Annotated in this window: 20 protein-coding genes and 1 pseudogene; 17 read left to right on the forward strand and 4 right to left on the reverse strand. The window is 71.9% G+C overall.

Annotated features, from left to right (window positions below):
- The first annotated feature begins 85 nt into the window (after positions 1-85).
- The gene (locus ACTYVM_RS28995; protein WP_445528793.1) at positions 86-1,252 is read left to right on the forward strand and encodes a PP2C family protein-serine/threonine phosphatase; all 1,167 of its coding nucleotides are present in this window, start codon (positions 86-88) and stop codon (positions 1,250-1,252) included.
- Between the two features lie 273 nt (positions 1,253-1,525).
- Positions 1,526-2,731: an MFS transporter gene (locus tag ACTYVM_RS29000; RefSeq protein WP_445528794.1), complete on the forward strand. Its 1,206-nt coding sequence runs from the start codon at positions 1,526-1,528 to the stop codon at positions 2,729-2,731.
- 127 nt (positions 2,732-2,858) lie between these two features.
- On the opposite strand, the gene ACTYVM_RS29005 is transcribed toward ACTYVM_RS29000, so the two are convergent.
- Both ACTYVM_RS29005 and ACTYVM_RS29010 read right to left on the reverse strand, forming a co-directional pair.
- On the reverse strand, positions 2,859-4,343 hold the full coding sequence (locus ACTYVM_RS29005; protein WP_445528795.1) for an APC family permease: 1,485 nt from the start codon (positions 4,341-4,343) through the stop codon (positions 2,859-2,861).
- Positions 4,336-6,027 carry an amidohydrolase gene (locus ACTYVM_RS29010; RefSeq protein WP_445528796.1) on the reverse strand — a complete coding sequence of 564 codons (1,692 nt, stop codon included), beginning with the start codon at positions 6,025-6,027 and terminating at the stop codon, positions 4,336-4,338. The genes ACTYVM_RS29005 and ACTYVM_RS29010 overlap by 8 nt, the downstream gene beginning before the upstream one ends.
- A gap of 128 nt (positions 6,028-6,155) precedes the next feature.
- Between ACTYVM_RS29010 and ACTYVM_RS29015 the strand changes: the two genes are divergently transcribed.
- Positions 6,156-6,755: a TetR/AcrR family transcriptional regulator gene (locus ACTYVM_RS29015; protein ID WP_445528797.1), complete on the forward strand. Its 600-nt coding sequence runs from the start codon at positions 6,156-6,158 to the stop codon at positions 6,753-6,755.
- 46 nt (positions 6,756-6,801) lie between these two features.
- On the opposite strand, the gene ACTYVM_RS29020 is transcribed toward ACTYVM_RS29015, so the two are convergent.
- On the reverse strand, positions 6,802-8,097 hold the full coding sequence (locus ACTYVM_RS29020; protein WP_445528798.1) for a phthiocerol/phthiodiolone dimycocerosyl transferase family protein: 1,296 nt from the start codon (positions 8,095-8,097) through the stop codon (positions 6,802-6,804).
- 250 nt (positions 8,098-8,347) lie between these two features.
- Between ACTYVM_RS29020 and ACTYVM_RS29025 the strand changes: the two genes are divergently transcribed.
- The 3 genes from ACTYVM_RS29025 to ACTYVM_RS29035 all read left to right on the forward strand — a co-directional run bounded on the left by ACTYVM_RS29025 (position 8,348) and on the right by ACTYVM_RS29035 (position 11,184).
- Positions 8,348-8,518 carry a hypothetical protein gene (locus ACTYVM_RS29025; RefSeq protein ID WP_445528799.1) on the forward strand — a complete coding sequence of 57 codons (171 nt, stop codon included), beginning with the start codon at positions 8,348-8,350 and terminating at the stop codon, positions 8,516-8,518.
- A complete protein-coding gene (locus ACTYVM_RS29030) occupies positions 8,518-9,852 on the forward strand; it encodes a PP2C family protein-serine/threonine phosphatase (RefSeq protein WP_445528800.1) in 1,335 nt (444 codons plus the stop codon). The genes ACTYVM_RS29025 and ACTYVM_RS29030 overlap by 1 nt, the downstream gene beginning before the upstream one ends.
- 114 nt (positions 9,853-9,966) lie before the next feature.
- The gene (locus ACTYVM_RS29035; protein ID WP_445528801.1) at positions 9,967-11,184 is read left to right on the forward strand and encodes an MFS transporter; all 1,218 of its coding nucleotides are present in this window, start codon (positions 9,967-9,969) and stop codon (positions 11,182-11,184) included.
- A gap of 34 nt (positions 11,185-11,218) precedes the next feature.
- On the opposite strand, the gene ACTYVM_RS29040 is transcribed toward ACTYVM_RS29035, so the two are convergent.
- Entirely contained in the window at positions 11,219-12,166 is a 948-nt protein-coding gene (locus ACTYVM_RS29040) for an EamA family transporter (RefSeq protein WP_445528802.1), read from the reverse strand.
- 40 nt (positions 12,167-12,206) lie between these two features.
- On the opposite strand from ACTYVM_RS29040, the gene ACTYVM_RS29045 reads away from it, so the two are divergent.
- The 11 genes and pseudogenes from ACTYVM_RS29045 to ACTYVM_RS29095 all read left to right on the forward strand — a co-directional run bounded on the left by ACTYVM_RS29045 (position 12,207) and on the right by ACTYVM_RS29095 (position 20,758).
- Positions 12,207-12,734 carry a MarR family winged helix-turn-helix transcriptional regulator gene (locus tag ACTYVM_RS29045; RefSeq protein ID WP_400033478.1) on the forward strand — a complete coding sequence of 176 codons (528 nt, stop codon included), beginning with the start codon at positions 12,207-12,209 and terminating at the stop codon, positions 12,732-12,734.
- Between the two features lie 162 nt (positions 12,735-12,896).
- Positions 12,897-13,691, forward strand: coding sequence for an SDR family NAD(P)-dependent oxidoreductase (locus ACTYVM_RS29050; protein ID WP_445528803.1), 795 nt, complete (start codon positions 12,897-12,899; stop codon positions 13,689-13,691).
- A 156-nt stretch (positions 13,692-13,847) separates the two neighbouring features.
- Positions 13,848-14,255: a YciI family protein gene (locus ACTYVM_RS29055; protein ID WP_445528804.1), complete on the forward strand. Its 408-nt coding sequence runs from the start codon at positions 13,848-13,850 to the stop codon at positions 14,253-14,255.
- Positions 14,256-14,263: 8 nt separating this feature from the next.
- Positions 14,264-15,409, forward strand: a complete 1,146-nt coding sequence (locus ACTYVM_RS29060; RefSeq protein ID WP_445528837.1) for an RNA polymerase sigma factor — start codon at positions 14,264-14,266, stop codon at positions 15,407-15,409.
- Between the two features lie 116 nt (positions 15,410-15,525).
- Complete coding sequence (locus tag ACTYVM_RS29065; protein WP_445528838.1) at positions 15,526-15,921, forward strand: helix-turn-helix transcriptional regulator; 396 nt, start codon at positions 15,526-15,528, stop codon at positions 15,919-15,921.
- Positions 15,922-15,990: 69 nt separating this feature from the next.
- Positions 15,991-16,434 carry a VOC family protein gene (locus ACTYVM_RS29070; protein ID WP_445528805.1) on the forward strand — a complete coding sequence of 148 codons (444 nt, stop codon included), beginning with the start codon at positions 15,991-15,993 and terminating at the stop codon, positions 16,432-16,434.
- Positions 16,435-16,684: 250 nt separating this feature from the next.
- Positions 16,685-17,581, forward strand: a complete 897-nt coding sequence (locus tag ACTYVM_RS29075) for a methylenetetrahydrofolate reductase (protein WP_445528806.1) — start codon at positions 16,685-16,687, stop codon at positions 17,579-17,581.
- Positions 17,582-17,741: 160 nt separating this feature from the next.
- Entirely contained in the window at positions 17,742-18,131 is a 390-nt protein-coding gene (locus ACTYVM_RS29080; protein ID WP_445528807.1) for a DODA-type extradiol aromatic ring-opening family dioxygenase, read from the forward strand.
- 67 nt (positions 18,132-18,198) lie between these two features.
- Positions 18,199-19,215, forward strand: coding sequence for a metallophosphoesterase family protein (locus ACTYVM_RS29085; RefSeq protein WP_445528808.1), 1,017 nt, complete (start codon positions 18,199-18,201; stop codon positions 19,213-19,215).
- Between the two features lie 601 nt (positions 19,216-19,816).
- Positions 19,817-19,915: pseudogene (locus tag ACTYVM_RS29090) on the forward strand (twin-arginine translocation signal domain-containing protein); the annotation flags it as partial.
- An 81-nt stretch (positions 19,916-19,996) separates the two neighbouring features.
- Entirely contained in the window at positions 19,997-20,758 is a 762-nt protein-coding gene (locus ACTYVM_RS29095) for a sugar phosphate isomerase/epimerase family protein (protein ID WP_400033492.1), read from the forward strand.
- Positions 20,759-20,884 lie beyond the last annotated feature (126 nt).

Consider the following 20,884-nt stretch of genomic DNA (forward strand, 5'->3'; position numbering starts at 1 on the left):
GACATCGACCACGCCCGGGCGGCCCCGGGCCCGGTGTGTCCGGACAGACATCCAGATTCCCGGGCGAATCGTGCACATTGGATGCATGCACGTTGGGCAGCACCTCGGCCGTGTACGGCGCCTTTGGCAGTCGAGCCATGCGCTGGTGGCGATCCCCCTCGGACTGATCCTGGTCATCACCGTCGCGGATCTGCGCACGCCCGAATCGATCAGCCTCGGTCCGCTGCTCGTCGCGGCACCCGCCATCACCACCTCCTTCGCGGGACCGCGACTGACCGGACTGATCGGGGCGCTGGCGGTGGGGGCCCACGTCCTCATCTCCTCACTCCAGGTCGGGCTCACCGCCGTGAGCCAGATCTCCGCGATCACCGGGCTCGCGATCCTCTCGGTCTTCGCCGTGTTCGTGTGCTGGGTGCGCGACCGGCGGCAGGAGGAGCTCGCCCAGGTGCGGTCCGTCGCCGAAGCCGCCCAGCGTGCCCTGCTGCGCCCGCTGCCCCACCGGCTCGGCCCGCTGCACATCGCGTACTCGTACCTGGCCGCCGAGAGGGAGGCCCGCATCGGCGGTGACCTGTACGCGGTGGCTCGCACCGACGGCCGCACGCGCGTGATCATCGGGGACGTCAGGGGGCACGGTCTGGCCGCGATCGGCGAGGCGGCCACGCTGCTCGGCGCGTTCCAGGAGGCCGCCCACCACCACGCCACGCTGCCCGCGCTCGCCGACGCCCTGGACCGGAGCGTGTGCCGCTACCTCACCCAGTTCCCCGAAGCGGACGACGAGGCCCAGGAGCACTTCATCACCGCGTTGCTGCTGGAGATCCCCGACCACGGTCCCGTCGCGCGGGTGACCCACTGCGGGCATCCGCCGCCCCTGCTGATCAGACACGGCCGGGTGACGAGCGTCGTGCCTCCCCACCCCTCGCCTCCCCTGGGGATGTTCGTGCTGGGGCCGGACGTGCGCACCTCGCACACGTTCACGTTCGACGCCGGCGACACCCTCCTCCTCTACACCGACGGCGTGGTGGAGGCACGCGACCGCGACCGGGCCTTCTATCCCCTGGAGGAGCGGGTCACCGAGTGGGCGAGGAGCGGTCCCGAAACGCTCGTACGGCACCTCCACCGGGATCTCCTCGATCATGCCGACCGGGCACTCAGCGACGACGCCGCGCTTCTCGCCATCCAGCGCTCGTCCGTGCCGCCCGGCGAGCGCCGGTTTAGCGAGCTGTCCTCCCGGACGGACGTGCGCAGGGCCTGAGCGGCCTAGGGTCTTTCGTTTGGATCAGGCCGGATCAGCGAGCCCGGCATGATCCAAACGAGAGGCACTAGCAGCGGGAGCCGGGCGGAGCGGCCGGTGGACAGCCCCGTAGGCTTCTGCCGCCACACGTCGGCGCCGCTGGGGCGGGCGCCGCGGTGGCGGCGGTGCCCGGCGCGGCACCGATGGCCGAGCAGTTCGCGAAAGGGGGCCGGTCCTGTACGGGAAGACCGAGCGGTGCGTCAGCCCGGACACCCACCGGCCCGGGGGGAGACCATGAACGCCGTTACGCAGCGCGGCGCGATCGCCGCCGTACAGGTCCTCGGCCTCGCCGTCTGGTTCTCCATGTCGGCGGTGGTTCCCACCCTGCGCGGCGAGTGGGGGCTCGACTCGGCCGACGCCGTGTGGCTGACCGCCTCGGTCCAGCTCGGCTTCGTCACCGGCGCGCTCACCTCCGCCGCGCTCACGCTCGCCGACCGTCTTCCACCCCAGCGCCTGCTGGGCGGCGGCGCCGCCGCGGCCGCCGTGTGCACCGTGCTGCTGGCCGTGTCGGTCGACCGGCTCGCCACAGCCGTTCCCCTCCGCTTCGTGACCGGGGTGTGCCTGGCCGGCGTCTATCCGGTCGGCATGAAACTCATGGCCTCCTGGGCCCCCGGCGCCGCACGCGGCAGGTCCATGGGGGTGCTCATCGCCGCCCTGACACTCGGCTCGACCCTGCCGCACCTCATCGCCGGCATCGGGTCACTGCCCTGGCGGGGCGTGCTCCTGGTCGCGTCGGCCGCCGGGCTCCTGGCCTCCTGCGTCGCGCTGGCCTTCATCCGCGTCGGCCCCCACGCCGCCCCGGCCGCGCCCACCCGCAACCCCCGCTACGCCCTGACCATGTTCACCCAGCGCGGCCCCCGCTCGGCCAACCTCGGATACTTCGGGCACATGTGGGAGCTGTACGCCCTGTGGACCTGGATCCCCGCCTTCCTCGCCGCGACGGACCGTGCCCGTGACCTTCCCGGATCGGTCGAGGTCACCGTGTTCCTCACCATGGGCGTCGGCGGTGTGATCGGCTGCCTGCTCGGCGGCTGGGGCGCCGACCGCTTCGGACGCTCACCCGCCGCCGTCGCGGCCCTGCTCACCAGCGGTCTGTGCTGCCTGCTCTCACCGCTGCTCGTCCACTGTCCGCCGGCGCTCCTGGTCGCGTTCTGCGCTCTCTGGGGCGCCGCCGTGATCGCCGACTCCGGAGTGTTCTCCACCGCCCTCAGCGAAGTCGCCGACTCCCGCTACGTCGGAACGGCCCTCACGGCCCAGACCGCGATCGGTTTCGCCCTCACGGTCGTCAGCATCCAGCTGACCCCCCTCCTCGCCGACGCCGTCGGCTGGCGCTACGCGTTCCTCCTCCTGGGCCCCGGCCCCCTGGCCGGCGCCCTCGCCATGCGCGCCCTGAGGAGACCCTCCGGCACCGGCACGGTCGCGGGGCTGCCCGCACAGTGAGCGCGGGTGGCACTCCGTCGACGAGTTCGCCGGCCCGACCGGCGCGTCCCCGGCACAGCGGCGTTCCCGCCGGTGCCGTCGGTGCGGTGCGCCCGGGCCGCTCACCCGCCCGAGCGCTGCCGACGGCTCACTCCTCCAGGTTCAGCGTCCGCACCGGGCGGCGGAATCCTCCCGTGCGGAGGGTGAGGATCCCCACGCCCACCAGCGCCCAGATGACGCCCACGACCTTGGCCGGGGTGTCCAGGCTGACCCACAGGGCCACGTTCACGACGAATCCGAGAGCCGGCAGCAGCAGTTGCAGTACGGCGGCCATGGGTCCGCGGGCCTGTGCCCGCCCGGCACGCCGGTCGCGTACCCAGAACCCGATCACCGCGAGGTTCACCGCGGCGAAGGCGACGTAGGCGCCGAAGTTGATCAGCGACGCGGCGCTGCCGAGGTCCAGGAAGACGGCGGAGGCGGCGATGAGACCCACGACGAGCACGTTGGCGGCGGGGACGCCGGTGCGCGGATCGACCCGTCCGAAGACCGCGCGCGGCAGCATGCCGTCACGGCCCATGGCGAACAGCAGCCGTGCCGCGCTCATCTGCTGGGTCAGGCCGCACCCGAGGACCGCGGTGAGGTAACCGCCCACGAACACCGCCTGGAACGCGGCGCCGCCGATGTACTTGGCGATCTCCGGCGAGGCGCCCACGATGTTGCCCACGGCCGAGACATCGGGGAAGAGCGTCTGCATGGCGTAGGTGATGGCCAGGAAGAACACCCCGGCCGCCGCCACGATGAGCAGGATGGCCCGCGGGATGTCCCGGCGGGGCTGCTCGGCCTCCTCGGAGAGGGTGGAGACGGCGTCGAAGCCCAGGAAGGACAGGGCCAGCAGCGAGGCGCCGCTGAGCAGGGCGGGCAGTGGAACCGAGGCCGGGTCCCAGCCGGTGGTTCCGAAGGACTCGCCGTGAGTGGCGATGGCCCGCACGGCGAACACCAGGAAGGCGATGGCCACGCCGGCCTGGATGACCACGAGCGCCACGTTCACCTTGGCGGCCAGCTTCACGCCCACCAGGTTCAGCGCCGTGCAGACCACCACGGTGGAGAGCACCCACACCCACGCCGGGACGCCGGGCAGCACGGCACCCATGTAGATCGCGGCCAGCAGGGCGTTGAGCATGGGCAGCAGGACGTAGTCCAGCGTCGCGGACCAGCCCACCAGGAAGCCCACGGGCGCCCCGAGCGACTTGCCGGCGTACGTGTACACGGATCCGGCGGAGGTGATGCGGCGGGCCATCCGCGCGTAGCTGAGCGCCGTGAGCCCCACCGCGACGAGGACGGCCAGGTACGCCAGCGGCACATGGCCGTCGGTCGCCTCGGAGACCAGACCGAAGGTGTCGAACACCGCCAGCGGCGCCATGAAGGCCAGGCCCAGGAAGACGATGTGGCGCAGCTTCAGGCTGCGGCGCAACTGTGCGCCGCCCGGGGCGTCCTGGGCGTCCTGGGCCCGGCCGGGGCCGGGGGCGGTCGCGGTGCCCTGCCCGGTGCCGTCCGCTGCGACGGGCGAGCGGTGCACCGTGGCCTGTGTCGCGGTGCCCTCGGCGGTGTGTGGGGGAAGGTTGCCGTCAGACATGGGCGTGACCGCCTTCGGCGTGGGTGGAGCAGGAGGTGAGCGCACTGTAGTGGCCGGCGGTGGCGCGTGCAGTGGCGGCCTCGTGGACCACCTCGCCGCCCACCCAGGTGACCTCGGCCCGCTGCTGGAGCAGCGCCGCCGGGTCCGGTTCGAGCGCGTAGAGGTCCTCGGACCACGCGACGAGGTCGGCCTTGGCGCCCTCGCGTATCACGCCGTACTCGCCCTCCCGGTGCCAGGCCCAGGCGCCCTCGGCGGTGTAGCCGCGCAACGTGTCGTCGAGCCCCAGGCGCTCCGCGGGGGTCCAGGCGTCGCCGCCGTCCAGACCGGCACGGGTCAGGGCCGAGTAGATCCCGATCAGGGGGTCCATCTCTCCCACCTGCCAGTCGCTGGAGAGGGCCACATGGGCACCGGAGGCCATCAGTGAGCGCAGTCGCCAGGCACGCTCCCAGCGGGCCTCGCCGACGTTCTCCATCCAGGTGCCGGCCACGAGGTCGGGGGAGCAGTGGCGCGGCTGCATGCAGGCGGTGACGCCCAGATCGGCGAAGCGCGGCAGGTCCTCCGGGGCGAGGCACTCGACGTGCACGATCCCGTGGCGGCGCTCGCGCGTGCCGTTGGTGCGCGCGGCGTGCTCGATGGCGTCCAGGGCCAGGCGGATGCCGCCGTCGCCCGTCGCGTGGGTGTGGGTCTGGAAGCCGAGGCGGTCCAGTTCGGTGATGACCTGGGTGAGTTCGCCCAGTGGTGCGGAGGGGTGGCCGCGGTGCCCGGGCCGGTTGGCGTAGTCGTCCAGCATCCAGGCGTTGTGGGGCTCGATCACGTCGTCGGCGTAGAGCTTGACCGGGCCGAAGGCCAGGCGGTCACCGCTCGGGGCGGCGTCGGCCGCGGCACGCAACTGCTTCCGGAACGCGCCGTCGGACCCCATGGGGTGGAAGAGCGCCGCGATGACGCGGGAGCTGAGGCGCCCCTCGTCCCGGGCACGCCGGAACAGGTCGATCTCGGCCAGCGGGACCTGCGGTTCCACCACGGTGGTGATGCCGGCGGCGGTGGCCATCCCGAGGCTGCCCAGCAGCTTGCGGTAGCGCCGCTCGGGCGAGTACATGGGGATGTCGCGCTGGAGGCCGGCCAGGCCCGCTGTCGTCATGGCGCTCGTGTAGAAGTCGGTGACCCATCCGGTGGCGCGGCCGTCGGCGTCGCGCTCCGGGCGGCCCCAGGGGATGTCACCGCCGTCGTCCAGGCGCAGCGCGCGCACGGCGGCGTCGTTGAGCCACACCGAGTGCTGGTCGTAGGTGGTGACGAAGACGGGGCGGGAGGTGATGCCCGCCAGGTCGCGGGCGTGGGGGCGGCGGCCGTGGACCACCGAGTACACGGCGTTCTCGGCGCAGACCCAGGTCAGGTCAGGGCGGGCGTCGGCGAGTTCGGCGATGCGGCGGCGGACCTCCTCGAGGGTCTCGGCGCCCTCGAGGCTGACCGCGTCGGGGTCGAAGCCGAGCAGCAGGTGGTTGTGGCTGTCGACGATGCCCGGAGTGAGGAGGCCGCCGTCCAGGCGGCGGTGTTCCCGGGCCGCGGGGGCGTCGGCCTCCTCGCCCACGAAGGCGATGCGCCCGCCGGTGACGCCGACGGCGCCGGCCCACGGCCGGGCGTCGTCGAACGTGCGCACACGGGCGCCGGTGATCAGGGTGTCCAGCATGGTCGTCCTTGGTTCTGAGCCGCGCCACGCACGCGCGGCGAAGGTGCGCCGAGACGATGCGCGCGTTTTTTGTCATCGGCGTCAAAGAATGTTTCGAGTCTCATGAGCATCTCGGCTACTGTCAAGGGATGGCCCGCCCAAAAAAACAGGACGAACGCCGCGCCCACCTCATCCAGGCGGTCATCGACACGACAGGAGAGACCGGGCTGCGCTCCCTCTCACTCGCGGACGTGGCGCGCAAGGCGGGGCTGACCCGAGGAGCCGTCCTCTACTACTACGACGACCTCGACGCGCTGCTGAGCGAGGCCTATCGCGCGGGCATGGAACGCTTCTGCGACCGGCGGGACGCGCTGCGGGGCACGATCGAGGACCCGGCGCGACTCCTCGGGGAGACGATCCGCGCCGGACTCCCGACGGGACCCGACGACGCGCTGATGCGCCTGCTGTACGAGTTCGACGTGCTCGCGGAGACCTCCCCGCTGCACACCAGGCTGGTCGAGTCGATGTACGAGCGGCAACTGGCCACGTACCGGACCGTGCTCGAACTCGGCGTCGACGCCGGGGCGTTCCACCTCGTCCTGGACGTGCCGACGGCGGCCCTGAACCTGGTGGCGCTGGAGGACGCCTATGGACTGCACATCGTGGCCGGCAACGGCCAGATCAGCGTGCGGCGGGCCGTCGAGGCGATGTGCGACGCCGCGCGGGCGTTCGGCGCGCCGGCCGCGTGAACACCGCGTCCGCCGTGGGCACCGGCTCGTAGGCCGGCCCCGACCGTCATCTCGCGGGCGGGGCGGGGCGGGTGAGGTCCAGGTCCTCCATGCCGGGTGCGCCGATGGTGACGGTCAGGGTGCGCAGCAGAGCGTTCGCCAGGTGGCCGGCCTGTTCGCGGGTGTACCAGGCGCGAGGCTGGACGAGGTCCAGGCAGAGCGCGTCGTCGTGGCGGGTGACGAACAGCGTGGGGACGGGACCGGGAGGGATCGTCAGGACGTGCGGGCGCGTGGCGGTCAGGCCGGCCGGCAGCACGGGCGGAGCGCAGTAGGGGGCGACGTTGCTGACGGCCGCGGTGACGGCCGCGGAGGCCAGCCGGCTCAGCATGTGCGCGGTGGCCAGGTACTCGAGTTCGGCGTGGCCGGCGGCCAGGGCCGTTCGGAGCTGGCGGCCGATCTCCGCGGCGGTCGCGCCGAGGCCGGTTTCGGGGCCGACGGTGACGGTGGCGGAGGCGGTGGAAGCGGCGAAGGCGAACTCGTCCGCCGGCAGGGGAGGACGCAGTCGTGACCGCAGGTCGACCGGGACGAGACAGGTCAGTTGTTCCAGGCCGTCCTTGGGGGAGAGGAGGCCGCGGACCGCGGTCACCGTCATGGCGCAGAGCAGGGCGTTGGCGCTCGTGCCGTGGCGGTGCGCCGCACGAGTCAGCGCCTCGGTCTGCTGAGCGGACAGGGTGAACCGGTGGCGGTGGGCTCCGTCGACCGGCCCCGGTCCGCCGTCGCGGGCGGCCCGCGGGAAGAGGACGGCCGGCTGCGACGCGTCCAGCCGCGCCGACCAGTGCGCGGCATAGGCGGTGACGTCGGCGGGACGGTGCCGGGTGAGCAGGTGCTCCTCCAGCGGCCGGGGCAGTCCGGCGGACTCGGCGGGAGGTGTGGTGCCGCCGCCCGCGGTCAGCTCCCGGTAGATCCGCCACAACCGCTGGTGCAGCGCCAGCATGCAGGCGCCGTCGCTGACGGCGTGCCAGGCCAGCAGGGCGAGCGTGTGCTCGCGGGGGCCGTCGCGACGCAGCAGGACGCGCAGCACCCGGTCGCCGGGCCGGAGGAAGTGGGCGTCGTGCGAGGCCCACCCGTCGGACGCGAAGCCCAAGCCGACCGGCTCGTCAGTGGTGTCGCGCCGTAGGACGAGGCCGTCGGATCCCTCGGCGATGCGAGCCGACAGGACCGGCATCCGGTGAGCCAGCACCTGGACGGCGTCGCGCAGCAACCCGGTGTCCAGGTCCCCGTGGAGCGTCCAGCCGGCGACGGTGGGACTGCCGGTCGCGGCCATCGCCGCCTCGCTGGGAGCCAGTGCACGCTGCAGACTCAACTCCGCCCCTCCCGTGGACTCCTTCACCCACCGGGCCGGCCGCGCGCCGGTCCGCGGAAGCACAGTCGACCACGGGCCCCGCGTGAGCAGGAGGGGTCACGGCGGGCGCACGGGAGCGCACCGTGCGGAGAGACGCCGGCGGGGTGGCACCGGCGGCGGGGGGAGCCTCCCGGCTCTGCGCGGTGGGGCATGCCGCTTTCGGAGTAATGTGCGATATGAGTTGTCTGCTCGTGTAACGCTGTGATCTTGTGTGATCCCGGTCGTGCCGGGAGGCCGGGTGCACCGGGGCGACGTCAGCCACCCGGACCTGGACAAGAAGGGCGCCAAGCTGGTGTTCAAGACCTCCACCGAGTCCCGGCTCCGCGCGGCGATCCCTGCCCGGCTCACCGGAAGCGGTCCACGGTCCACCGGGCGGTCGTGATGGCCGGGCGCGAGGACGAGCCGCGGCAGCCGGCGATCCCCGACCTGGGGCAGCGCCTGAACGAGGAGCTGGACCAGATCAGCGAGCGGCTCCAGGCGCTGGCCGCCGCCAAGGACCGGCTGCAGGGCCTGCTGGGTGCCGTGCTGGCGATCAGCCGGGAGCTGGACCTTCCGTCCGTGCTGCACCGCATCGTCACCACCGCGATGGACCTGGTCGGCGCCCGCTACGGTGCCCTGGGGGTGCTGCACGAGTCGGGTGACCACCTGGAGGCCTTCATCACCGCCGGACTGTCCGAGGAGGAGCGTGCCGCCCTGGGCGACGTGGAGTTCCCCCACGGCCGTGGGGTGCTCGGGCTCCTGATCCATCACCCCGAACCGCTGCGCGTCGCCGACATCGGCTCCCATCCCGCCTCCGTCGGATTCCCGGCCGGACACCCCCACATGCGCACCCTGCTCGGGGTGGCCATCAGCGTCCGCGGCGAGATCTACGGCGACCTCTACCTCTCCGAACGCCACGACGGGCGCCCCTTCGACCGGGCGGACGAGGAGGTTCTCGTCGCCCTCGCCGGTGCCGCGGGCATCGCCATCGAGAACGCCCGCCTGTTCGGCCAGATCCGCGACAGCGCCGAGACCTTCCAGCGCATGCTCCTGCCCACGCTCCCGGACCTGCGGCCCTTCACCGCCGCCGCGATCTACCAGCCGGCCGCCGAGCCCAACCGCCTGGGCGGGGACTGGTACGACGCCGTCATCCTGCCCGACGGGGCTCTCGGTGTCGTGATCGGAGACGTCGTCGGCCACGACCTCCACGCGGCCGGTGCCATGGCCCAGACCCGCAGCATGCTCCGGGCTCTGCTCTACGACCGCCGCACCCCGGCCGGAGGCATCCTCCGCCAACTCGACATCACCCTGCACGCCACCACCGAGAACCCGGTCACCACCGCCCTGCTGGCCCGTATCGAACCCGATGGGCACGGTGGCTGGACGCTGCAGTGGAGCACCGCGGGCCACCTGCCCCCTCTGCTGGTCACCCCGGACGGGCGGGCCGTGTACCTGGACGCCGACCCCGGCGTCCCCCTCGGCGTCAGCACCGACGAGGTCCGCCCCGACCACACCCGGGCTCTGCCCGCCGGGTCGGTGGTGATCTTCTTTACCGACGGACTGATCGAACACCCCGACCACTCCATCGACGAGGGCCTCGACGCCCTGGCGGCACTCGCCACCACCTACGCGGACCAGCCGCTGGAGGACTTCGTACGGACCCTCGCCGCCCACCACCCCAGCGACGGCCACGACGACATGGCCATCCTCGCCCTGCGCACCCCACTCCCCGCATGAGCGCACCGCCGCCCGGGCTTCCAGCGCGCGGCGAACGTGCTGCCGAAGACTGACCGGACGTCCTGACAGGGGAGGCAGGATGAACGGCAGTGCGAACGGCCTACCATCTACGGAATGTTGAAGCGACAGAGTGACGGGCTCGTCCGCCGGAGCGAGGTACCAGTGGGGCGCGTGCCGGGGATGCGACCGCTGCTGGCCCTGACGGCGCTGGGCTTCGCCGGCCTGTCGTTGCTGATGCCGGTCGCACCCTTGTGGGCACTCGAGGGCGGGGCGGACGAACTGGGCGCCGGCCTGGTCAACACCGTGCTGATGCTCTTCACGGTGATCGCCCAGCTGCGGGTCGGCAGCATCCTGAGACGACTCGGCTGGCAGAGGGCACTGGCCCTCGGCTCGTGCCTGCTCGGGCTCCCCGCCCTGGGACATCTGGTCACCAGCCAGGCGGGAGCCGTCATGGCCCTCGCGGCGGTGCGGGGCCTCGGGTTCGGGATCCTCACCGTGTGCGGTGCCACCGGAGTGGCGGCGCTCGTCGAACCCGCCCGCCGCGGCCGGGCGCTCGGCGCCTACGGGCTCGCCATCGCGACCCCGCAGTGCCTGCTCATCCCGATCGCGCCCTGGCTCGCCGAACGCGTCGGATTCTGGCTGGTGTTCGTCTGCGCGGCCGTGCCCCTGCTCGCGATCCCGCTGGCACCACGGGTGGCACGCGCCCTGCACGACAGCGGGGACATATCCACCGCACCCTCCCGGACACGGGACACGAGCCGGCTGGCCCGCGTGCTGATCGGGCCGATCGCCGCGCTGCTCGCCATCACCGCGGCCGGCGGAGCCATCCTCACCTTCACCTCCCGCCTGCTGTCCGACCCGGTCGCCGTCTACCTCGCGCTCCTGGCGTTCACCGCCACGGCGGCGCTGTGCCGATGGGGGTTCGGACACGTCGCGGACCGCAGGGGCGCCGCCCCGGCGATCGCCCCGCTGCTGCTCGCCGGCGCCGCCGGGCTGGCCGTGATCGGCGCGGGTACGACGTCCGGGTCCGCTGCGGCCGGGCCGGTCCTGGTCGTGGCCGGCATGCTCGTCGTGGGCGTCGCCTACGGCGGCCTCCAGAACCTGACGCTGGTACAGGCCTTCGCCGCCGCGGGGGAGCAGTCCCGCTCCTCCGTCAGCGTCGCCTGGAACGTCGGCTTCGACGCGGGTACCGGGCTCGGGGCCTTCGCCGCGGGCGCGGTCGTCACCATGAGTTCCTACCTGGTCGCCTACGCGGTCCTCGCCACCGCCACCGCTGTGGTGGGTGCCTGCTGGGCGGGCGCGCGGTGGCGCGCCCGCGACACGACGGGGTGAGCCGCGTCCCGAACACCACCACGCCCCGACACCCTCACGCCGCGGCATCGGGGGGTGGCGGTGTCAATCGGCGACGGGGCGAGTCGTGGGGGGCGGGACCGCCGGTTCCGGCTCCGCGACTGCTGCCGCGCCGGCCCGCGCGGGTGGGACGGCCCAGGACGACCCCGGCCAGGACGAGTGCCAGCCCGCACAGTTGCCGGCCCGTCAGCACTTCTCCGGCGGCCACGGTGCCGAGCAGCACGCCCGTGACGGGGTTCAGCAGTCCGATCAGTCCCACGGTTCCCGCCGACAGGTGCCGCAAGCCGGTGAACCACGCGGTGAAGGCCGCGGCGGTGGCGACCAGGGCGACGTAGCCGAACGCCAGGAGTGCCGGGGTGTCGAGCGCGGGCGAAGGACCCTCCACGACCGCGGCGACCGGCAACAGGAACAGACCGCCGGCGGTGAGCTGCCAGGCGGTCGAGGCGAGCACGTCGGCTCCGGCGCTCCACCGCTTGGCCAGGATGTAGCCGAAGGACGACACGAGCATGGCCGCGGCCGAGGCGAGGACTCCGGGCACGCTCACCCCTCCCGCCCCCGTGAGCAGCATGAGGCAGACCCCGACGAGTCCGATCGCGGCGCCGGCCAGGTGTGGGACGCCCGGCCGCTCGGACACCAGGGCCCAGGCGATGAGCATCATCGCCAGCGGGGACACCGCCATGACGGTCGAGGCGATGCTCGTCGGCAGCAGTTGGGAGGCGGCGTAGACGAGCACGAAGAACACGCTCACGTTGAGCAGCCCGAGCACGGCGGACCGCCACCACCACGCGCCCCGTGGCCGCTGCCTGCACAGGCCCAGCAGCACCAGGCCGGCGGGCAGCGCCCGCAGGGCGGCCCCGAAGAGGGGGCGGTCGGCCGGCAGGAACTCGCGGGTGACGAAGTAGTTGGTTCCCCAGGCCACCGGCGCGATGGCGGTCAGCGCCGCCCAGCGAAGATTGGTTTCCATGGAAGACAATATAACTTCCGTGGAAGCTACCATGGTGTCCATGGACGATCCGCAACCACCGGACCGCGTGGCCCGCATCCAGGCCGACTGGCGCCGCGAACGACCCGACGTCGACATCACTCCGCAAGGAGTGATCGGCCGACTGCACCGCCTGGCCGGCCGGCTCACCGAGGAACTCTGCCTCGTCTACGGCCGCTACGGTCTCGGCGAGGGCGAGTTCGACGTCCTGTGCGCACTGCGCCGCGCCGGTGAGCCCTACGAAAGGGCACCCGGCGAACTCGCCGCGTACACCATGGTCACCACCGGTGCGATCACGAAGAGAGTCGACCGCCTCGAGCAGGCCGGACTCGTCACCCGCCGCCGTTCCCACGACGACCAGCGCGGCCGGATCGTCGCCCTCACGCGGCCCGGACGCGAACTGATCGACCGCGCGTTCACCGACCACATGCGCAACGAACGCCGACTGCTGGATCTGCTGACACCCACCGAGGCCGAGACCCTCGAAACGCTGCTCACCACCTGGCTCTCCCGCATGGACGATCCGCGCCCCTGCGACGACAGCGAGTGACCCGCCGCCCCCCGGACCCTCCACCTGTGGCGGCTCATCGACCACATCGGCATCATGACGACACTCGACCGTGCACGTCCGAGGAGACGCTCCGAGGAGGCACTCCGGGGGGACACCCACATCGCCGCGGCAGTTCCGCAGGCTCAACCAGGGGAAGGCATCATGCGCATCGATCTCTCCGGCCGCACTGCTCTGGTCACCGGCTCCACCCAGGGCATCGGCCACGCCATCGCCACCGGCCTCGCCCGCGCGGGCGCCCGTGTCGTCGTCAACGGCCGCGGTGAGGAGCGCGTCGCCGAAGCCATCCGCACCGTAAGGGCCGACTCCGGCGGCGGCGACGTCACCGGCGCCGCGGGCGACCTGGCCACGGAGCGGGGCGCCGCCGCCGTACGGGAGGCCGTGCCCATGGTCGACATCCTCGTCAACAACCTCGGCATCTTCGGCTCCGCCGCCCCGCTGGAGATCGACGACGCCGAATGGCGCCGCTACTTCGAGGTCAACGTCCTCTCCGCCGTCCGGCTCATCCGCGCCTACCTGCCCGGCATGAAGGAACGGGGCTGGGGGCGCGTCCTGAACCTCGCCAGCGACTCGGCCGTGGTCATCCCCGCCGAGATGGTCCACTACGGCATGACGAAGACCTCGCTGCTGGCCGTCAGCCGGGGATTCGCCAAGGACGCCGCCGGCACCGGCGTCACGGTCAACTCCGTCATCGCCGGACCGACCCACACCGGCGGCGTCGAGGGATTCGTGCGCGAACTCGTCGGCGACGAACTGCCCTGGGACGCGGCGCAGCGCGAGTTCATGGTCAAGTACCGTCCCCAGTCGCTGCTGAAGCGGCTCATCGAGCCCGAGGAGATCGCCAACATGGTCGTCTACCTCGCCTCGCCCCAGGCCTCCGCCACCACCGGAGGCGCCGTGCGCGTCGACGGCGGCTACGTCGACTCGATCCTGCCCTGAGCGGTACCACGCTCCGCGGCGCGGAGTTCGTCGAGATGAAGGACGTCGGCCGCTTCCCGAAGAAGTCCGGGCGGCGATGTCGAGAACCCGCGACCGGCTCCGCCCCCGGGGTGCACGTGACCACAATGGGTCACACCAGCACCAAGGAGAACCACGATGGCGAAATACTTGCTTCTCAAGCACTACCGAGGCGCCCCGGCATCGGTCAACGACGTGCCGATGGATCAGTGGACGCCGGAGGAGATCTCGGCCCACGTGCAGTACATGAACGACTTCGCGGCCCGGCTCGAGAAGACCGGCGAGTTCGTCGACGGCCAGGCGCTCGCCCCGGAGGGGACGTGGGTCCGGTACGACGGTGAGGGACGCCCGCCGGTCACCGACGGCCCGTTCGCCGAGACCAAGGACCTCATCGCCGGCTGGATGGTGATCGACGTCGACGACTACGAGCGCGCCGTCGAACTGGCCGGGGAACTGTCGGCCGCCCCCGGGGCGGGCGGAAGGCCGATCCACGAGTGGCTCGAGGTCCGCCCGTTCCTGACCGCGCCGCCCACCATCGCGGAGTGACCTCGTCGATGAACGAGGCACTGCTCCGGAGCCTCACACCGAGTGTGCTCGGGATCCTCGTCCGCCGCGGAGCCGACTTCGCGGCGGCCGAGGACGCCGTGCAGGACGCGCTGGTCGAGGCCGTCCGCGTCTGGCCGGACGCCCCGCCCCGGGACCCCAAGGGCTGGCTGGTCACCGTGGCCTGGCGCCGCTTCCTCGACGCGATGCGGGCGGACGCCGCCCGCCGCCGTCGCGAGGACCTCGTCGACGAGGAACCGGCGCCCGGGCCCACGCCCGCCGTGGACGACACGCTTCAGCTCTACTTCCTGTGCGCTCACCCTTCGCTGACCCCGTCGTCCGCGGTCGCCCTCACCCTGCGCGCCGTCGGCGGGCTGACCACCCGCCAGATCGCCCAGGCCTACCTGGTGCCCGAGGCGACCATGGCGCAACGGATCAGCCGTGCCAAGCGCACGGTCTCCGGCGTGCGGTTCGACCAGCCGGGCGACGTCGCCACCGTGCTGCGCGTCCTCTACCTCGTCTTCAACGACGGGTACTCCGGCGATGTCGACCTCGCGGCCGAGGCCATCCGGCTCACCCGGCAGCTCGCGGCCGCGATCGACCACCCCGAGGTGGCGGGGCTGCTCGCCCTCATGCTCCTCCACCACGCCCGGCGCGCGGCCCGGACCGCGCCCGACGGCAGCCTGGTACCGCTCGCCGAGCAGGACCGCGGCCGGTGGGACACCGAGTCGATCGCCGAGGGCGTCGAGATCCTCCAGAGGGCCCTCGCCCGCGACCGTCTCGGCGAGTTCCAGGCCCAGGCCGCCGTCGCGGCACTCCACGCCGACGCGCCCACCGCCGAGGAGACCGACTGGGTCCAGATCGTCGAGTGGTACGACGAACTCGCGCGCCTGACCGACAGCCCGGTCGTCCGGCTCAACCGCGCGGTCGCCGTCGGCGAGGCCGACGGACCGCGCGCCGGCCTGGCGGCGCTCGCGGCGCTGGACGCCTCGCTGCCCCGCCATGCCGCGGTGGCGGCGTACCTCCACGAGCGCGACGGCGACCTGGCGACGGCGGCACGGCAGTACGCCGAGGCGGCCCACAAGGCCGCCAACCTCGCCGAACGCGACCACCTGACACGCCAGGCGGCCCGGCTCAACGCCCGCCGTCGCCGCTGAGGGGGCGGGCGGACCCGGCAGGCTGTGCCACCATCGAGGGGGTGAGCAGCACGCCGGACCCGACGCGCGACGGCCGGCTGTCGCGGTTGCGGCGGCTCCGCCTGGCCAAGGACGTCATGGACCGCGACTGGGCCGAACCCATCGACCTGGGCGCGGTCGCCGCACACGCCGGGTACGCGCGCCACCACTTCGTCCGCGTCTTCCGGGACGCGTACGGGCAGACACCGGGGCAGTACCTGAGCCGCCGCCGCATCGAGCGCGCGGAGGACCTGCTGCGCACCGCCGACCTGTCGGTCACCGAGATCTGCACACTGGTGGGCTTCACCAGCCTGGGGTCCTTCTCCTCGAGCTTCAAGAAGCAGACCGGCCTCACCCCGAGCGAGTACCGTGCCCGGCATGTCGGGCAGGGGTCGGCACTGGTTCCCGGGTGTTACGCGCTGCTCTGGCACGGAGGCTTCAAGGGACTGCGGGAGCGCGGCACCGAAGAGCGCAACTTTGGAGAAGCCCGGTGAGCCGGCGGTAACTACGGTGGGCCGCAGGGCGTGGGCGAAAGGTGCCCCGCCGAGCACAGGGAGTCGGCCATGATCAAGGGCTTGTCCATCGCCAACGTCTGGGTCCTCGACCACGACCGGGCCAGGGCGTTCTACACCGAGAAGCTGGGGCTCGAGGTCCGTACCGACATGACGATGGGCGAGGGCGGGATGCGCTGGCTCACCGTCGGTGCCGAGGACCAGCCGGATCTCGAACTCACGCTGATGGTCCCCGGTCCGCCCGCGCTCGACCCCGAGTCCGCCGAGGAGCTGAAGAAGCTGATCGCCAAGGGCGTGCTGGGCGCGGGCGTGTTCGCCACCGACGACATCCACGCCGACTACCGGGCGATGAAGGCGCGCGGCGTGGAGTTCCTCCAGGAACCGCAGGAACGGCCGTACGGCACCGAGGCCATCTTCCGCGACGACTCCGGCAACTGGTTCTCCTTCACCCAGCGCCGCGAGCAACTCGATCTCGACAAGGACTGGAGCTGCTGACACACGAGCCGGCTCCCAGGGAGCAACCGCGAGGGGCCGTGGCCCACGTCTACGTCACATGTCCCGGTCCGGTCGCGACGGTCGCCAAGGACGGATGAGGTCATCCGCGTGATCCGCGGTGAGGCGCGGTTTTTTGGCGTTGCAGCAGGTCCTGACCTGGGGCCCGCACGGAACGCGCCGCGCACACAGGCGAGGATGGCAGGGCCACTTCGGCCCTGCATGTCCGCCGCACCGACCAACGGAGTACGTGATGACGTCCGCGAGAACCGCGCGGGAACCCGCTTCCCGACCTGCCAACGGCTTCTTCGCCCGCCCGGCCAAGGCGGCGCTGGCGGACGCGCTGCGCAACGCCTCGTACGAGATCCTGCCGTTCAGGAGCGCGGAGGAGAAGGTACTGGCCCATGTCCCCCAAGACGTGGCACTCACGGTGACGACGACCGAGGCCAAGGGTTTGGGGCCCACGGTCGACCTGGCCGTTCGGCTCAGCGAGCACGGCTACCGCGCCGCCCCGCACATAGCGGCGCGCCTGGTGCGCGACCGGGCCCACCTCGCCGACATCGTGTCGCGCCTGCGTGAATCCGGTGTCGACCGGCTCTTCGTCATCGCCGGGGACGCCCCCGAACCGGCGGGTGCCTTCCCGGACGCACTGAGCCTGATCGAGGCCCTGCGGACAGGGGGACATTCCTTCGCGTCCATCGGGATCGGCGGCTACCCCGAGGGCCACGGCAGCATCCGCGACGAACTGATCGAGAAGGCCCTGCGGGCCAAGGCGCCTCACGCCAGCCATGTCATCACGCAGTTGTGCTTCGACGCCGACACCACGATCCGCTGGGCGCGCACCGTGCGGGCGGCCGGGGTCGAGCTGCCCGTCCGGATCGGCATTCCCGGCGCGATCAGCCGCCAGAAACTGATCCGTGTCTCGGCCGGCCTCGGCCTCGGACAGTCGGCACGCTTCCTGAGGAAGCAGCAGAACATGCTCTGGCGCTTCTTCCTGCCGGGCGGTTACAGCCCGAACAAGCTCATAGAACGGCTCACACCCGCCTTCGGAAGGCCCGACACCCGGCTGCACGGCTTCCACGTGTTCACCTTCAACGACCTCGACAGCACCGAGGCCTGGCGGCAGGCCTGGCTCGCCCGCCTGCCCTGACGCGTCTCCCGCACACCCCGGCCACGGCACACCGAGCCCCCACGGGCCGACCGAGCCTCCCGGACACCCACTCCCCGCCAAGTTCGCCCACGCCGACGGCACGGCCCTCGACCTGGACGCCCTGCGGCAGAGGATCGGGCACGTCGCCGGCGACTTCGACATGACCTGGCAGCTCACCGACCCGGACTTCGACCGGATGTTCCTCGGGGCGATCGAGAAGGATCCGGAGAAGCTCGCCGCGCTCAGCCGCGAGGACTACATCCGCGAGGCCGGCGCCGAGGGCATCGAACTGATCATGTGGCTCGTCATGCGGGGCGCGATGAACGAGCAGGTCCGCAAGGTGCACACGGCCTACCACGTGCCCGCCTCCAACACGGCGGCCGGACTGGCCCTGTTGACAACCGCACTCGTCGGACGGACTGACCCGGGGCGGCGGTCGACGTCGTGCCCCCAGGGAGGGCACGACGTCGACCGGTTCCGAGTGACTGTCGCGCCTAGGGTGGAAATGTCGCATCGCGTTCACTTGGCCGCCCGCTTGGTCGCGTATTGATAACGGGTCTAGTCCATCGCGCGGGGTGGATGCCCCGTGCCCCGCGCGACAGCCGAAAGGAACGACCGTGGAACGCAGATCCCTGCTGGGTGCGACCGCCGGAGCCCTGGTGCTCGGAGGACTCGCCCAGGTGCCCGCCGAGGCCGCACCGGCCGCCGGCGGTGCCGGCGGGCTTGTCACCACGTTCAACGTCATCAGCGACATTCAGGGCGACCTCAGCGACTTCGCCGAGGCGCTCAAGGACATCAAGGCCACCAACCCGCGCTCCTCCGGCATGGCCGTCGCCGGGGACATCACCCCGCGCGGCTACGACTTCGAGTACGCCGAAGTGCAGAAGGTGCTGGACCAGGGCCCGAAGCCGCGCGAGGTGGCCTGGGCCATCGGCAACCACGAGTTCTACGTCCCCAAGTACGCCGACCCGGACACCCTCGCCCAGGACACCTGGCCCAACGGCACCACCGAGGAATCCCTCTTCCGCAGCTTCTACAACTTCGCCAAGCGCTCCAAGATCTACGCGGAGACGACCTTCGGCGGCATCCCGATCCTGACCATCGGCACCGAGCGCTACATGAAGTACCACGACAACTCCCTCTGGGACGAGGTGTGGATCAGTGAGGCTCAGTTCCAGTGGCTCGAGGACCGCCTGCAGTACTGGGCGCGGCGCCGCAAGCCGGTCATGGTGATCACCCACCACCCGCTGCCCAACACCGTCTCCGGTACCCGCAGCAAGATCTACATGAGCGACTACCTCCAGCCCGACCGCCTCCTCGGCCTCCTCGGGCGTTACCGCGACGTGTTCCTCTTCAGCGGTCACACCCACTGGGACCTGACCCTGTCCGACTGGTACGTGCGCCGGGTGGTGCCGGGCACCGCCAACCTCGACGGCTTCTCGGTCATCAACACCGGTGCGGTGCAGACCGGTTTCGCCGACAACGGCCAGGGCGGCGAGGTCACGGTTCCCGGACACTTCAACCAGGGACTCCAGGTGGACGTGTACCGCGACCACGTCGTCATCAAGGCGCGTGACTTCGCGACCGGCAGCTGGATGAAGCAGATCTCCGTGCCGCTCGCCACGCGGATCTGACCCCCGGACCGGGCAACGCCGCCAGGGCCCGGCGGCGTTGCCCGGCCGCACCCGTCACGACGGCGACCGTGCCGGTGAGCCGGGCTGGGGCAAGGGGGAGTTGCCTCCCTGCCGGAGCCCTCGGGCGCGTCGCCGTGTTCGCGAACGCCGGTGCCGACGCCAGGGATCCGCGCGGGAACTCTGATAACGCGCGAATGACCTAACCCGCCCGGAGAGCTGTCCCACAGGAGCTACGTCATTCGTCGCGCGCGCGATGCCGCGCCGCGCCGCGCCCCGTCCCCGGCCGTCGTCAGGCGGGACTGCCCCCCTTGCCCGTCACCTCGGCGATCGTCCTGTCCTCGGCGGCCGGCGCCGCGGTGACGCGTATCCCGATGATCCCCATGAGTCTTTCGTGGCGGGCCCGCTACGTCATGTGTCGCGCTGCGCAGGCGAGAACGTCCGCGGTGAGTGGTCGGGTTCTGGCCGGTCGTCCGCGTACGCCGAGACGGCCTTGCGCGCGTTCAGGACACAGGCGTGGGCCTGCGGTCGATGTCGAGGGCCTTGTGCCCGCAGTTGATGTGTCCATAGCATCCTCTCAACTTTCGCTGAGAGAGGGACAAAGATGAACTCCGCTCAAGGAAAGTCACACGGTCGCCGTCAATTCCTCCGTGGCGCAGCGGTCTCCGCCGCCGTTCTGGCCATCGGATCGCAGGCCTGGCCGGCGCAGGCGGCCCCGGCCCCCGGAGCGGGCAGACGAGTTCCGGCAGGCCGCATCGGTCTCCAGCTGTACACGGTGCGCGACATGCTCGCCGTCGATCCCGAGGGCACACTCGAGATGATCGCCGACGCGGGCTACGCCGAGATCGAGCCCGCCTACACCTACGGCGGGCGCACCGCCGAGCAGTTCCGCAGGATCGCCGACGCGAACGGGCTGCGGGTGATCGGCAGCCATCACAACCCCGGTGACTTCCGCGGTGCCCAGGCGCAGCAGACCTTCGACAACGCGGTGGCGCTCGGACAGGAGTACGTCGGTGTCTCCTACATGGACGGGGCCCAGACCGCCCAGGGCTACCGTGCGATGGCCCGGGAGATGAACCAGTGGGGCGAGGCCGCCAGGGCCCGGGGGCTGCGCTGGTATGCCCACCTGCACGACAACGAGTTCCACGCGGATCCGCAGTCCGGGCAGACCCTCTTCGACGTGTGGCTGGAGGAGACCGACCCGGACCTGGTCTGGTTCGAGATGGACCTCTACTGGATCCTGCGGGCAGGTGCGGACCCGGCCCCCTACCTCAGGTCGTACGAGAAGCGGTTCCCGATGCTCCACGTCAAGGACGGCGCACCGTGGAACGACATCGAGACCGACCTGGGAGAGGGCGAGATCGACTTCGCGGGGATCTTCGCCAACCTGCGGCAACTGCCCCACCACCACTACATCATCGAGAGGGACCAGCAACCCGACCCGGTCCGCACCGCCCACGTGTCCTACGACTACTTCCGCACGATCCGCGTGGGCCCTCCGGGCAAGGGGCATGGTCCCGGCGGGGCCGCCGCCCAGAGGCTGTAGCCGCCAACCTCGACCTGCGCCGCGGCTGGCGGTGGGCTCCTCCACCGTCCGTCTCCAATCCACCGTACGAGTGGCCTTCGCAGCCTTTCGGAGGGCAGGCCCCATCGGCCAGGCAACTCGGATCGA

This window comes from Streptomyces cyslabdanicus, assembly GCF_052663305.1.